The following is a 13,674-nucleotide window of genomic DNA, read 5'->3' on the forward strand; positions in this document are numbered from 1 at the left end:
CGTGAGCAGCCAGGTGGACAAGGACGCGGACGGCGGCGGCAGCGGAGTCGTCCGCTACCGCCGCGAGGAGCTGGCCCGTGCGGCCGGTGTCAAGGTGCGCAACCTGCGCTACTACCAGGAGCGCGGGCTGCTGCCCGCGCCGCGCCGGGAGGGCCGGATCGCCTGGTACTCCGAGGACCACCTGACCCGGTTGCGGTTGATCAGCGACCTGCTCGGACGCGGTTACTCCGTCAACGGCATCTCCGAGCTGCTGCACGCCTGGGAGGCGGGCGGCGGGCTGTCCCAACTGCTGGGCCTGGAACGGGCGATGACCCGCGACTGGGTGCAGGAGGAGCCGGTCACCATGACCCTGGCCGAGCTGCGCGAGCTGTTCGGTCCGGGTGCGACGGCCGAACACACCCGGCGAGCGGCCGAGTTGGGCTACGTACGCATCGACGGCGACCGGGTCACGCACCGCAGCCGGCGGCTGCTGGAGGCGACGCTCGCCCTCGTGCGGCAGGGCGTACCGCTGACGGAGATCCTGGACGCGGGGGACTTCGTCCAGACGCAGGCGGCGGCGGTGGCCGACCGGTTCGTCGGACTGTTCCGGCGGCATGTGATCGGTGCGGGCGGCTTGGAGGTGCTTTCGGCCACCCAACTGGATCACATCACGGGCGCGGTGGCAGCGCTGCGACCGGTCGCGGGCGAGGTCGTGACCGCCGAGTTCGCGCGGGCGATGGCCCGGCGAGTGGAGGCCGAAGTCACCGCCCTGCTGCACCGGGAGCAGTGACCGACCAGTAGGAGTCGGCCGAAAAGGTGCGCTCGAACAACCTTGCCAACCCCCATTGGCACTCTTACATTCAACTCGTCGGTAACAACGGTTCACAGCCGGAATAAGGGACGATCTCATGGCAGATTCCCCGCACTTATCGGACGTTTCCAGCTCGGCCGGCACAGCCGCCGGCGCAGACGAGGACACCGGCGGCGGGCGTGTCCGCTGGCGTCGTTTCGCCCTCCTGACCCTTCCCGCCGTCGCCGTCACCGCAGGCCTCGGCATCGCCCTCGCGCAGGGCGCCCTCGCCGCCTCCTTCGCCGTCTCGGGCCAGCAGTTCAAGGTGTCCGCGGCCAGCCTGGAGGGAGAGGGCTTCGCCCAGTACGGCAGCATCGACGTCAACGCCCGCGAGGAGCTGATCCCCGTCGCGGTCACCGCGATCAAGGAGGCCAAGCTCCACAGCCTCTGCCAGTCGGTGGTGACGACTCTCCCCGTCGTCGGCGACATCTCGCTCAACCTCACCGCGGGCAAGAACACCCCGGTCGAGGCCAACAACCTGTTCGTGGACGCCACCCAGCTCTCCGGCAACGCGGTCTTCACCAACATCGAGATCGGCCGGGACGCCTCCACCCTCGACAAGGGGCCGGCGGAAGCACAGGGCATGCAGGACCTGTTCGCCCAGCAGGCCGACACCGTCAGCATCACCGACCTCCGGCAGACGGCCTGGGCGACCAACGCGGGCACCTTCAAGCTCTCCGGCCTCAGCATGGGCATCAGCAAGGGCAAGAAGGAATGCTTCTGAGCGCTTGGCGGCGCTGGCGGCGGTGGAGGCGGGGCAGGCCGTTCTGGGGCGGTCTCCTCGCGATCCTCGCCGGCGCCGAGATCTGCGCCCTGCCGCTCGCACCGCTGAAAGTGATGCTCCAGCAGGGAGTGGCGGGCATCCCGTCCGTCCTGATGGGCATCGTGCTGATCGTGCTCGGGCTCACGGCCTGGTTCTCGCCCGCACAGCGCGGTCTCGCCGGCGTCCTCACCACGCTCATCGCCACCGCCGCCCTGGTGCTTTCGAACCTCGGCGGCTTCCTGATCGGCACCCTGCTCGGGATCCTCGGCGGCGGACTGATCTTCGCCTGGCAGCCGTACGCCGCCCCGCGCCGCTCCCCCGCGGCCAAGACCCCCGCGTCCGAAACACCCGAGCCCGGGACCCCCGCGTCCGATACCCCCACGAGCTCCGCATCCGAACCCCCCGCGCCGAGCCCCGCCCCCACCCGCTCCACTTCGTCCCCCGATCCCCAAGGAGCACAGCCATGAGCCGCACACGACGCACCGCGCTCGCCCTCGGGACAGCCGCAGCAGCAGCGCTGTCGGTGGCCTCGGCCACCGCCCCCGCCACCGCCACGCCCTCACCGCTGGCCGGGTCGACCACGGTCACCCCGGCCGGGCACGCCTTCCAGGCCACCCTCAGCGGGAAGGCCACGCTCAAGGCCGGTTCGGTCACGGTGACCTGTTCGGTCTCCGTCTCCACCGGCACCGTGCCGGCCGCCCCCGGCAACCAGAACGCCGCGGGACCGGTCTCCTCGCCGATCTCGCCGCCGACGTACAGCTCGTGCACCTCCAGTGTCTGGGGGGTCACCCCGACCGTCACCACCAGCGGTTCCTGGTCGGTGTCGATGCAGAACGGCTCCCCGATCACCGCCACCATGACCGTCCCGACCGGCGGGCTCGTCGTGCACACGACCGGCCTGGCCACCTGTACGGTCACCGCGGCGCCCTCGGGCCCGGCGAGCGTCGGCGGAAGCTGGGCCAACGGCGCCCCGCCGAGCCTGACCTTCACGAACGCCTCCGTACCCGTCACCGTGACCGGCGGCTTCGGCTGCCCGACCAGCGCGACGTCCTCGACCTTCAACGCCGTGTACAAGGTCACGGACACCACCGACCCGGCGCAGCAGATCACCGTCGGTCCCTGACCCCGGCCCGCACCACGCCCTGCCAAGCGGCCCGCCGGCCCCGGAGCGACTCCGGGACCGGCGGGCCTGCGCCGTGACCGACGCCGTGAGACAAGGCGCCGACAGCGCCGCGGGCCAGGCCGCCGACGGCGCCGGGCGCGGGACCGTCCAGGCGCCGGGCCGGAAAATCCCGTTGCCCGCGGCAGGAGGGTGCGGAAGGCTCCACGGCATGGACGCACAGACTGCTGAGACCTCGCCCCGCGGCCCACGGAGCGTCGCCGACCTCTTCTCCGGCGGCCGCCTCGTCGCGATCCCGCGCAAGGCGGCCCGACGGGAGCAACTGCTGGCCCACCTCGCCCGGACGCTCTTCGAGGCGGACCGCAGCTACACGGAGCCCGAGGTCAACGACGCCCTGCGCACGGTGCACGAGGACACCTCGGCCCTGCGGCGGTACCTGGTCACCTCGGGGCTCCTCAGCCGCACGCGCGACGGCAGCAGCTACCGGGCGGCGGTCGGCACCACCCGGTAGTGGGTCGTCAACCGGCCGTCCTCGCCCAGCACATGGAAGGCGACGACGGGCGGCTCGTCGAAGTGGACGTACGGGTTGGGCCCGGTCGCCGCCTCCCAGGGGAGCCGCGTCGTGGAGACCACACCCGGGGCCACCAGCAGCGGACGGCCGGCGAAGGTGGTCGCGGCCGCGGTGTGCGCATGGCCGCACAGGAACGCGGTGAGGTGGGGGTGGCGCTGCGCGAGCGCGGCCAGCCGCTCCTCGCCGAACTGCCGGATCCCGTCGACATACGGAATGTGCAGCGTGACCGGCGGGTGGTGGAAGGCCACCAGCACCGGCACCTCGTGCGGGGTGTCCGCCAGTACGCCGTCCAGCCAGGCCAGCGTGGAATCCTCCAGCAGACCCTGGTGCTCGCCGGGGACCGACGAATCGCACACGGCGAGCACGAACCCGCCGCCGCGCAGTACCTGGTCGACCGGCGCCGCCGAAGGCCGCTCCTCCCCGAGCAACCCCTGCCGGAACGCCACCCGCTCGTCGTGGTTTCCGGGGCACAGCAGCATCGGGTGCCGGGAGACGAGCACCTTGCGGGCCTCCTCGTACTCGGCGGGGCTCCCGTGGTCGGTGATGTCACCGCTCACCAGCACCGCATCGAGGTCGTAGGGCAGCCCCTCCAGGTAGTCCAGCACGGCCCGGGTGCGGTCGGCAGCCCGCGGGTCGCCGTCGAAGTGGGTGTCGGTGAAATGGGCGATCACGATCACGGTCGGTGGCTCCTCTGCTCTGCGGTGCCGCCATTCAGCAGCTGCTACGGCCGCTCTGCCAGAGCCAATTCGCCACAAGTGGCCCGCGCCGGCAGCTCCGCGCCGCCGGGCCGACCGCCCTCAACCGCGGTACGCCTCCAGCAGCCTGAGCCAGATCTCGCTGACCGTCGGGAAGGCCGGGACGGCATGCCACAGCCGGTCGATCGGGACCTCACCGGCGACCGCGATCGTGGCGGCGTGCAGGAGTTCGGCCGCGCCCGGCCCGACGAAGGTGGCGCCGAGGAGGACGTCGCGGTCCAGGTCGACGACCATCCGGGCCCGCCCGCGGTACCCGTCGGCGTACAGGCCGGCGCCCGTGACCTTGCCCAGGTCGTAGTCGACGGCGCGGACCCGGTGTCCGGCCCGTTCCGCCTCGGCGAGGGTGAGCCCCACCGCGGCCGCCTCCGGGTCCGTGAACACCGCCTGCGGCAGGGCCCGCGTGTCCGCGGTCGCCGCGTGCGCGCCCCAGGGGCCGGCGTCGAGCGAGGGGGCGCCGGCCGCGCGGGCGGCGATGGCCGCGCCCGCGATCCGGGCCTGGTACTTGCCCTGGTGGGTCAGCAGCGCACGGTGGTTGACGTCACCCACCGCGTACAGCCAGTCGTACCCGCCCACCCGGCAGCCGTCGTCGACCGGGATCCAGTCGCCGGGCGTCAGTCCGACGGTGTCCAGCCCGATGTCCTCGGTCCGCGGTGAGCGCCCGGTCGCCATCAGCAGCTCGTCGCCTTCCAGGATCTCCCCGCCCTCCAGCACCACCTGCACCGGTCCGGTCGACCCGTCCCGTACGACCGCCTCGACCGCCACCCCCGTACGGACCACCGCGCCGGCCTCGCGCAGCGCCTCCGCGACCAGCTCCCCCGCGAAGGGCTCCATCCGCGGCAGCAGCCGACCGCCCCGCACCAGCACCGTGACCTGGGAACCGAGGCCCTGCCAGGCGCTCGCCATCTCGGATGCCACCACCGAGCCGCCCACGATCAGCAGCCGCCCGGGCACCTGCCGGGCGGAGGTGGCCTCGCGGCTGGTCCACGGCCGCGCCCCGGCGATCCCCGGCAGGTCCGGGACCACGGCGCGGCTGCCGGTGGCGACGACGACGGCGTGCCGGGCGGAGAGCACGTGGTGCTCCCCCTCGGGGCTGGTCACGGCAACCTTCCGGATTCCGTAGAGGCGGCCGTGGCCCCGGTAGACATGGGCTCCGATGGACTCCAGCCAGTCGACCTGGCCGCCGTCCTTCCAGTTGCCGGTCCAGTAGTCGCGGTGCTCGAACGCCGCGGTCGTGTCGAGCGGGCCACCCACCGCCCCCGCCAGGCCCGGCACCCGGCGCGCGTCGGCACGGGCCAGCACCGGGCGCAGCAGGGCCTTGCTGGGCACGCAGGCCCAGTACGAGCACTCCCCGCCGATGAGCTCACTCTCCACCAGGGCGGTACTGAGCCCGGCGGCGCGCGTACGGTCCACGACGTTCTCGCCGGCGGGTCCTCCGCCGAGGACCACCACGTCGTACTCCACCGCTTCCGACATGCGACGCACCTTCCACCGGGCAGCGGGCTGATGTCCCGCCACTTTACGTGGGGTCAGGGAGACGCGCGTGAGACGCGGGGCTCAGGCCTCGGACGTGCCGGACCCCGCCGCGCCCTCCGCCGACGGCTTCTGCGAAGCCGCGATCTGCGCGCGCACCTCGTCCATGTCGAGCGCGCGGGCCTGCCCGATGAGGTCGGTCAGAGCCGCCTCCGGCAGGGCGCCGGGCTGCGCGAAAACGGCGACCTGGTCCCGGACGATCATCAGCGTCGGGATCGAGGTGATCTGGAAGGCCGCCGCCAGCTCCTGCTGCGCCTCCGTGTCCACCTTGCCGAAGACCAGGTCGGGATTGGCCTCCGCGGCCCTCTCGAAGACCGGGGCGAACTGCAGGCAGGGCCGGCACCAGCCCGCCCAGAAATCGATCAGCACGAACGGGTTCTCGCTGACCGTCCGGTCGAAGTTCTCCTTGGTGAGCTCGACTGTAGCCACGGTTCCAGACCTCCTGATTGCCTCGTATGCTGCATGAACGACCGAGGCGTCCCCGGCATTCCGGTTCGCCCCCGCCCGGCGCCCCCGCGGACCGGGCCCGGCGCCCCCGCGGACCAGGCCCGGCGCCCCCGCGGACCGGGCCCGGCGCCCCCGCGGACCAGGCCCGGCGCCCCCGGCCACCCCCTCTGCACAGCGGGAAACCGCCGTACGGCAGCGGCGGCCGGCAGCTAGAACGGGTGTCCCGGCGGCGTGGCGCGCAGCGTGGTCCAGCGGAGCTCCGTGAAGGCCTCCAGGTTCGCCTCCCCACCGAAGCGGGCCCCGGTGCCGGAGGCGCCGACGCCGCCGAAGGGGGCCACCGCCTCGTCGTTCACCGTCTGGTCGTTGATGTGCGCGATCCCGGTCGGGATCCGCCCCGCCAGGTCCAGCCCGCGCGCCGCGTCCCGGGTCACGATGCCGAGGGACAGGCCGTACGGGCCCGCCGAGGCCAGCGCCACCGCCTCCTCCTCCGTCGTGAAAGACCGCACCGGCGCCACCGGCCCGAAGACCTCCTCCGCGTAGGCGGGCGAGTCCTCGGCGACGCCCGCCAGCACCGTCGGCCGGTAGAACAGGCCCTCGTGCGTGCCTCCGGTGACCAGCTTCGCGCCCTGCTCGGCGGCGGCCTCCACCAGCGCGTGGACCCGCTCCAGCTGCCCGCGGTCGATCAGCGGGCCCAGGTGCACCCGGTCCCGGTACGGGTCCCCCACCACCAGCGCCTCGGCCCGCGCGGCGAGGCGCTCCACGTACTCCCCGTACAGGGAGGCGTGCACCAGGTGCCGGCCCGCGGTCATGCAGATCTGGCCCTGGTGGAAGAAGGAGCCCCAGGAGGCCTGTGCGACGGCCGCCTCGACATCGGCGTCGGCGAGCACGACCAGGGCCGAGTTCCCACCCAACTCCAGATGGGAGCGCTTGAGGTGACGGCCCGCCAGTTCGCCGACCGCGCGGCCGCTCGCCGTGGACCCGGTGAACGACACGACCCGCACCAGCGGATCGGCGACCACCGCGGCCCCCGTCCCGGCGCCCCCCGGCAGCACCTGGAGCAGCCCGCCCGGCAGGCCCGCGGCGGCGAAGACGGCGGCGAGCGCCAGCCCGCCGCACACGGCGGTCCGGGGATCCGGCTTGAGCAGCACCGCGTTGCCCAGGGCCAGCGCCGGGGCGACGGAGCGGACGGACAGGATCAGCGGGGCGTTGAACGGGGCCACCACCCCCACCACCCCCGCCGGGACCCGCCGCGTGAACGACAGCCTGGGCGCCTCGCTCGCCAGCACCTGCCCGGCCGGGCGCGAGGCCAGCGCCGCGGCCTCGTAGCACTCCTGCGCGGCGACGTGCAGCTCGAAGTCGGCCTTGCCGGGTATCGACCCCGACTCCCGTACGAGCCATTCCCGCAGCTCGTCGGCGTGGGCGGTGAACAGGTCCCCGGCGCGGCGCAGCACGGCGGCCCGCTCCTGGTGGGTGGCTCGGGCCCAGTCGTGCCGGGCGGCCTCGGCCCGTTCGGCGGCCGCCGCCACGTCGACGGGGGCGGCCAGGTCGAGCGTGGCGAGGGTACGGCCGGTGGCGGGTTCGACGACGGGGGCCGGACCGCCGGTCAGGGCGGGTCCGTCCTGCCAGAGCGTCGGTTCGAGGAGCGGCATGGCGCGGGGCCTCCGGGGGAAGGGGCGGCGGGGGGCGACAGCACGCGCCATCGTGCCAGACCGGAGGCACCACATCTGTTCAGTTATTGGGCAGTTGACGGGGCCGTCGTGACCGGAAACGATCGACGACACCGCTCGGTCGGTACCGCCCTGCCGCTACCCCCCTGCCGGTACTGCGCCGCCGATGCCGCGTTACGCTGCCGCGTTGCCGTGCTGGCCGGGGCCGGGCCCGCTCAGCGCTCCAGGACCAGTGCGATGCCCTGCCCCACACCGATGCACAGCGCCGCCATACCGGTGCCCGAGCCGGCCGCGGCGAGCTGGTGCGCCACCGAGCCGGCCAGCCTCGCCCCGGAGGCGCCGAGCGGGTGCCCGATCGCGATGGCACCGCCGCGCGGGTTGACCACCGCCTGGTCCAGCTCCGGCCAGGCCGCGAGGCAGCCCAAAGCCTGCGCCGCGAAGGCCTCGTTGAGCTCCAGCACGCCCAGGTCGCCGAAGCTGCGGCCCGCCTTGGCGAGCGCCCCCTCCACGGCGTCGACCGGGCCCAGCCCGAACAGCTGCGGCTCGATGCCCGTCACCGCGGAGGCGCTGATCCGGGCGAGCGGCTCACGGCCGGTGGCCGCCAGCCCCGCCTCGTCGGTCAACAGCAGTGCCGCGGCACCGTCGTTGAGGGGCGAGGCGTTGGCGGCGGTGACCGTGCCCGTGCCGTCCGTACGGAAGGCGGGCTTGAGGCGGGCCAGCGCCTCCGGCGTGGAACCCTCCCGGATGCACTCGTCGCGGACGAGTTCCACCCCGGGGTACGGGACGACCTCGTCGTCGTACAGCCCGGCCGCCCAGGCCTCGGCCGCCTTGCGGTGGCTCTCCAGGGCGAACAGGTCCTGCGCCTCGCGGGTGATCCCGTACTTCTCGGCGATGAGCTCGGCGCCCTCACCGAGCGAGACGGTCCACTCGGCGGGCATGCGCGGGTTGGTCATCCGCCAGCCCAGCGTGGTCGACCACATCTGCTGGTGGGCGGCGGGGAAGGGCCGCTCGGGCTTCTGGACCACCCAGGGGGCGCGCGTCATCGACTCGACCCCGCCCGCGATGGCGACGGAGGCGTCCCCCAGGGCGATGGCCCGGGCGGCCTGGATCACGGCTTCGAGACCCGATCCGCAGAGCCGGTTGACGGTGACCCCGGGGACGGTCACGGGGAGGCCGGCGAGCAGCACGGCCATGCGGGCGACGTCCCGGTTGTCCTCGCCCGCGCCGTTGGCATCGCCGAAGACGACGTCGTCGATGCGGGCGGGGTCGAGGTCGGGCGTACGGTCCACCAGCGCGCGGACGACATGCGCGGCAAGGTCGTCGGGGCGCACTCCGGCGAGGGCGCCGCCGAACTTGCCGATCGGGGTGCGGACGGCGTCGACGACGTACACGTCGCGGACGGTGCGGATGCTCATGGGGGCTCTCCTGGGCGGATCCGTACGGGCGGCGACGGGCCGGTGCCGTGGTGGGCGCCGGGTACGAGGCCGGGCGCGCCCGATGGGGCGCGCCCGCAGTCTCCGTCCGGCGGTCGCCGGCTGTCAACGATCTCCTGGGGGGATCCCTGGGAGGTCCCGGCGAGGGATCCCGGCGAGGAAGGGAGGCCGGGGCCGAGGCCGGGGCCGGGGGCAGGTGAGGGCGCACAGCCAGCCGCCGTCGTCCTCAGCGGCGGCGATCATGTGGACTCGCGCCGGACGGCCGAGGCCGCCATCAGGTCGTGCCGCCGGGTGATCTCGGACGGCTCGCGCACCGCCCGGTCCACGAGCGACGCGAGATGGTCCCCGGTGGGCAGCTCCAGCTGCACGGTGCTCAGCCTGGGCCGCAGCAGCCGCCCGATCAGCAGATCGTCGGCGCCCATGACGGCGACGTCCTCGGGAACCCGCAGCCCCTCGTCCAGGAGCGCTCGCATCAGCAGCATCGCGTACTCGTCGTTGTACGCGAACACCGCGTCGAGCCCCGAGGAACGCCAGCGTGCGGCCAGGGCGGCGGCGGACTCCTCCGAGTAGGCGAGCGGGAGCGGCTCGACGGCTGCGCCCGCGACCGAGCGGGCGCCCGCCAGCCGGGGTCCGGAGAACAGCTCCAGGCCCTCCTCCTCCGGGACCACCACCCCGATCCGCCGACGACCCCGTTCGAGGAGGTGCGCCGCGGCCTTGGCCCCGACCTCGGCCTGGTCCATGACGAGGGCGTGGGCTCCGGGAACGCCGACGGGACCCAGCGTTATCACCGCGCGGGCCCCCGCCCGCTTGAGGGTGGCCACGTTCTGCGCGGACAGGGTGGTCTCGCCGAGCGAGATCACCGCCACGGGCCGCAGCTCGGCCCACGCGCGGGCCGCCTCGTCACCGGTGAGCCCCAGGCTGCCGTACTGGACCACCGTGTAGTCGAGGCGGCGCAGCGCCCACTGGAGCTCGTTGAGGAAGGCGCTGTGGAGCGGGCCCGCGGGCACGTGCGAGGTGGGCAGCAGCACGATCCGGGTATGGCCCGCGCGCAGGCTGCGGGCCGCCGCATGCGGGACGTAGCCGAGTTCCTCGGCGGCTTCGCGGACCTTGCGGCGGGTCGGCTCGCTGATGCGTACGGCTTCGGCGTTGTTCAGGACGTACGAGACCGTCGCGCGCGACACGCCTGCGAGCCGGGCCACGTCGGCGCTGGTCGGCACGGGGGGTGCCGCCGGGGCGGGGGCCGAGACGGGCGCCGGGGCCGACTGCTTCGGCGAGGGCGATTTCGATGACTGAGACATTGCCGAGGCATCTTTCCAGACCGATCACCGCCCAGGTCTGGCGGATGGCCGGAATCGAGTCAGACAGCGGTTACCCGATTCATTGACACGAGTAACGCGCGCTTTCCATGGCGGCTCTCGTGCGCGTCGCACCCGTTCGGCCGGGCGCGTCACGCATGCCGCCGCATGCCTCGCATTCCCGGCCGCGCGGGGCTCGGACGTGCCGCCGCCCGGTCGCGTTCACTCGTACCCCGCCGCCGCGACCGGGCGGCGCGCACCACCCCCGCGTACCGCCCACGGCCCGTCCCACCCTGCACCGCACCGCACCGACCCGACCCCCTCGTCCGCCCGAACCCGCCCAGGAGGGCACCGTGGCCCTTCCTCCCCCGGCTGCGGCTCCGCCGCCTCGTCCGCCTCTGTCGCGCCTGCTGCCGCTGCTGCTCGTCGGCAACAGCGCCATGTACGCGCTCTACATCGGCGCGTCGCCGGCGTCCTGCCCGCCCTCCAGGTCGAGCACGTGCATCCGGCGGAGACAGGCCGGCCACGTTGACCCATCCGGCTGCCGCCAGGGCCGGTCTCCAGGTGCATCCTGGCGTCTCGGCCAGGCCGTCATGCACGTCTACCAAGCCGCCATCACCTCCGTGGTCCCCGACCGGGTACCGGTCTCCGCCCGCGGCAAGGCATCCACGGCCGTGGGCCTCGGCCTGCCGTACGGGTCCGCCGTCGGAGCACTGTCGGCGCGGCCTTCTCGGACGGCTAGCGCACCGGGTACCTCGTTTTCGGCGCGATCGTGGCGGGTGCCGCGATCCTGTTCACCGGCTGCACCCGCGAGGAGCGGCTCCCGGCCCGGGCGCCGATCCGCGGCGTGCGCTGAGGGGGCGGGGGCCGTCGGTTGTGGGCCGGCGGTTGTCGGCCGGCCCATCGGCCGTCGGCTGCGCGCGTACGCGAGTGCCTTGTGGGACGCGGCGACCACCTTGAGCCTCGCTCCACTGTTCGGCTCGGACCTGCTGCCGGTGGAGCCGGTGGTGCCCTCGCTGGTGCAGCTGGCGGACCCGGGTTTCCTGATCTCCCCAGAGCGGGCGGCCGTCCTCAAGGGGCGCGGCTTCGAGGTGCGTCGGTTGCGGGCGCCGGACACACCATCCACCGGGACGACTTCGACGGATGCATGTCTTCTCTGCAGGGCTGGATCTAGCTGCGCACGAGCGCGCCCCGTTACCGTCGGTCTACCGAGCGGTAATGGGGAGGGTCGATGTCGGTCACGACAGGTTCCGCTGTGTCTTCTGCTTCTCCGGCTTCCTCTGCTTCTTCGCACGCGTGCGGGGACTTGCAGGGCATGGTGAACGCACTCGCCGAGGGGAGCGTCTCCGCACGTCAGTTGACGGAGCGCACCCTGGAGCGGATCGCAGCCGCGCAGCCCCGGCTGAACGCCTTCCGCATCGTACGGGCCGAGGCGGCGCTCGCCGAGGCCGACGCTGCGGACCGGCGGCTCGCCGCCGGTGAGCGGCTGCCGCTGCTCGGCGTCCCGCTCGCCGTCAAGGACGACATGGACGTCGCGGGCGAACCGACCGCGTTCGGCTGCGCGGGATCGTTCCCGCCGAAGACCGCCGACAGCGAGGCGGTACGAAGGCTGCGTGCGGCCGGCGCGGTCATCGTCGGCAAGACCCAGACGCCCGAGCTGGGGCAGTGGCCGTGCACGGAGGGGACGGCCTTCGGCGCGACCCGCAATCCGTGGAATCCGACCTACACCCCCGGCGGTTCCTCGGGCGGTTCGGCGGTCGCGGTGGCCGCGGGGCTGGTCCCGGCGGCGCTCGGTTCGGACGGGGCGGGTTCCGTACGGATCCCGGCGGCCTGGACGCACCTGATCGGCGTGAAACCGCAGCGCGGGCGCATCTCCACCTGGCCGGAGCCCGAGGCCTTCCACGGGCTCACGGTCAACGGTGTGCTGGCCCGTACGGTCGCCGACGCGGCGCTGCTGCTGGACGCGTCGAGCGGCTCGGATCCCGGCGACCTGCACCGCCCGGCCCCCATCTCGGCGCTTGAGGCGACCCGCCGTACCCCGCGTCGGCTGCGTATCGCCCTCTCCTTCGGCATGGCGTTCACGGCGACGCCCAAGTCGCTTGATCCTGAGGTGCGTTCCGCAGTGGAGCGACTGGCCGGGCACTTGGAGTCGCTGGGGCACGAGGTGGTGCCGGAGGATCCGCGCTACGGTCAGATGGGCCTCACGTTCGTCCCCCGCGCGACGGCGGGCGTACTGGAGTGGGCGTCCCGGGTGGCGGACCCCGAGATGCTGGACCCCCGCACGCATGAGGCGGTGCGGCTGGGCCGCGTACTGAGCGGCCGGCCGCTGCAGGCGTCCCGGCGCGCGGAGGCCGGCCTGCAACGGCGGGTCGGGGAGGTCTTCGCCCGCTTCGATGTGGTGCTGACCCCGACGACGGCCACGGGACCCCTGCGGATCGGAGCCCTGGCGGGGCTGGGGGCGATGGCCACGGACCGCGCGATGATCGCCGCCTGCCCGTACACCTGGACGTGGAACGTCCTGGGCTGGCCGGGGGTGAACGTCCCGACGGGCTTCACCCGCACCGGCCTCCCCCTGGGCGCCCAACTCCTGGGCCCGGAATCCTCGGAGCCCCTGCTGCTGAGCCTGGCTGCGCAACTGGAGGCATCGGGTGCGTGGGAGCAGCAGTGGCCGGCGGGCTGGGGGCCGGAGGAGCCGAAGGGGCCGGAGGCTTCGGGCGGCAGGGTCTGAGCGGACCGGCGTCGGAGGGGTTCGGGGGCGTCCCGTCAGTCCACTGTCCTTCCGTGTCGGTCCGGCCCTTCAAGGGCGCTCCTCCTCGTTCCTCGTCGTCGCGTCGCTTCGCGATGGCCTTCGGCCACCCTTGACTGCCCGGCCCGCCCCGAAAAGACAACAGACTGCCGGGAAGCCCCCGAGGAATGGCCGGGGGAACAGACAGACATACGGGCCCATCAGCGATCCACGGGCCGGCTCCCGCCGCCAGTTCCACCATTCGGGGCCGATAGATCCCCCTCGCCGAGTCCAGGTCGGGTCAAGCCATAGACGACGCCAATCAGATGGGCGTCGGGGACCCGCAGGGGCCACCATCGCGTCAGATCGCTACACAGCCGATCTCGGCATAGCGTCCGCGGGCCGTCTGGGTCACCCATAGGCCGCCTCGCTACACAACCGGTCTCGGCTTAGCGTCCGCGGGCCGTCTGGGGTCGCTCATAGCCGCCACAGATCGCTACACAGCTGATACCGGCGTGCGTCCGGTGGCCGTCTTGGGC

The 13,674-nt window shown here is 73.6% G+C and carries 12 protein-coding genes; 6 read left to right on the forward strand and 6 right to left on the reverse strand.

Features of this window, described 5'->3' with window-relative positions:
• Position 1 precedes the first annotated feature (1 nt).
• The 5 genes from AC0666_RS28725 to AC0666_RS28745 all read left to right on the forward strand — a co-directional run bounded on the left by AC0666_RS28725 (position 2) and on the right by AC0666_RS28745 (position 3,223).
• The gene (locus AC0666_RS28725) at positions 2–769 is read left to right on the forward strand and encodes a MerR family transcriptional regulator (protein WP_468580587.1); all 768 of its coding nucleotides are present in this window, start codon (positions 2–4) and stop codon (positions 767–769) included.
• 226 nt (positions 770–995) lie between these two features.
• The gene (locus tag AC0666_RS28730; protein ID WP_468969621.1) at positions 996–1,553 is read left to right on the forward strand and encodes a DUF6230 family protein; all 558 of its coding nucleotides are present in this window, start codon (positions 996–998) and stop codon (positions 1,551–1,553) included.
• Positions 1,544–2,059: a DUF6114 domain-containing protein gene (locus AC0666_RS28735; protein ID WP_468969497.1), complete on the forward strand. Its 516-nt coding sequence runs from the start codon at positions 1,544–1,546 to the stop codon at positions 2,057–2,059. The genes AC0666_RS28730 and AC0666_RS28735 overlap by 10 nt, the downstream gene beginning before the upstream one ends.
• Entirely contained in the window at positions 2,056–2,715 is a 660-nt protein-coding gene (locus AC0666_RS28740) for a hypothetical protein (RefSeq protein WP_468580590.1), read from the forward strand. The genes AC0666_RS28735 and AC0666_RS28740 overlap by 4 nt, the downstream gene beginning before the upstream one ends.
• A gap of 208 nt (positions 2,716–2,923) precedes the next feature.
• Positions 2,924–3,223: a DUF2087 domain-containing protein gene (locus tag AC0666_RS28745; protein ID WP_468580592.1), complete on the forward strand. Its 300-nt coding sequence runs from the start codon at positions 2,924–2,926 to the stop codon at positions 3,221–3,223.
• Here the strand turns inward: AC0666_RS28745 and AC0666_RS28750 are convergent.
• The 6 genes from AC0666_RS28750 to AC0666_RS28775 form a co-directional block, all read right to left on the reverse strand.
• The gene (locus AC0666_RS28750; protein WP_468969493.1) at positions 3,193–3,960 is read right to left on the reverse strand and encodes a metallophosphoesterase; all 768 of its coding nucleotides are present in this window, start codon (positions 3,958–3,960) and stop codon (positions 3,193–3,195) included. The genes AC0666_RS28745 and AC0666_RS28750 overlap by 31 nt on opposite strands.
• Positions 3,961–4,080: 120 nt before the next feature.
• Positions 4,081–5,511, reverse strand: a complete 1,431-nt coding sequence (locus tag AC0666_RS28755; protein ID WP_468969490.1) for a dihydrolipoyl dehydrogenase family protein — start codon at positions 5,509–5,511, stop codon at positions 4,081–4,083.
• An 81-nt stretch (positions 5,512–5,592) separates the two neighbouring features.
• The gene (locus AC0666_RS28760; RefSeq protein WP_468969487.1) at positions 5,593–5,997 is read right to left on the reverse strand and encodes a thioredoxin family protein; all 405 of its coding nucleotides are present in this window, start codon (positions 5,995–5,997) and stop codon (positions 5,593–5,595) included.
• A gap of 227 nt (positions 5,998–6,224) precedes the next feature.
• Entirely contained in the window at positions 6,225–7,664 is a 1,440-nt protein-coding gene (locus AC0666_RS28765) for an aldehyde dehydrogenase family protein (RefSeq protein WP_478708625.1), read from the reverse strand.
• Between the two features lie 233 nt (positions 7,665–7,897).
• Positions 7,898–9,097: a thiolase family protein gene (locus tag AC0666_RS28770; RefSeq protein WP_478708626.1), complete on the reverse strand. Its 1,200-nt coding sequence runs from the start codon at positions 9,095–9,097 to the stop codon at positions 7,898–7,900.
• Positions 9,098–9,354: 257 nt separating this feature from the next.
• Positions 9,355–10,413, reverse strand: coding sequence for a LacI family DNA-binding transcriptional regulator (locus AC0666_RS28775; RefSeq protein ID WP_478708627.1), 1,059 nt, complete (start codon positions 10,411–10,413; stop codon positions 9,355–9,357).
• Between the two features lie 1,228 nt (positions 10,414–11,641).
• On the opposite strand from AC0666_RS28775, the gene AC0666_RS28780 reads away from it, so the two are divergent.
• Positions 11,642–13,138, forward strand: coding sequence for an amidase (locus tag AC0666_RS28780; RefSeq protein ID WP_468969476.1), 1,497 nt, complete (start codon positions 11,642–11,644; stop codon positions 13,136–13,138).
• Positions 13,139–13,674: the final 536 nt, after the last annotated feature.

The organism is Streptomyces sp. NPDC043680 (genome assembly GCF_056436685.1).

What these genes read in the sequence shown, in the direction of transcription:
- AC0666_RS28775 (WP_478708627.1), bottom strand. Translation starts at nt 10,413, where the DNA reads ATGTCTCAGTCATCGAAATCGCCCTCGCCGAAGCAGTCGGCCCCGGCG.
- AC0666_RS28735 (WP_468969497.1), top strand. Translation starts at nt 1,544, where the DNA reads ATGCTTCTGAGCGCTTGGCGGCGCTGGCGGCGGTGGAGGCGGGGCAGG.
- AC0666_RS28755 (WP_468969490.1), bottom strand. Translation starts at nt 5,511, where the DNA reads ATGTCGGAAGCGGTGGAGTACGACGTGGTGGTCCTCGGCGGAGGACCC.
- AC0666_RS28740 (WP_468580590.1), top strand. Translation starts at nt 2,056, where the DNA reads ATGAGCCGCACACGACGCACCGCGCTCGCCCTCGGGACAGCCGCAGCA.
- AC0666_RS28770 (WP_478708626.1), bottom strand. Translation starts at nt 9,097, where the DNA reads ATGAGCATCCGCACCGTCCGCGACGTGTACGTCGTCGACGCCGTCCGC.
- AC0666_RS28765 (WP_478708625.1), bottom strand. Translation starts at nt 7,664, where the DNA reads ATGCCGCTCCTCGAACCGACGCTCTGGCAGGACGGACCCGCCCTGACC.
- AC0666_RS28745 (WP_468580592.1), top strand. Translation starts at nt 2,924, where the DNA reads ATGGACGCACAGACTGCTGAGACCTCGCCCCGCGGCCCACGGAGCGTC.
- AC0666_RS28780 (WP_468969476.1), top strand. Translation starts at nt 11,642, where the DNA reads ATGTCGGTCACGACAGGTTCCGCTGTGTCTTCTGCTTCTCCGGCTTCC.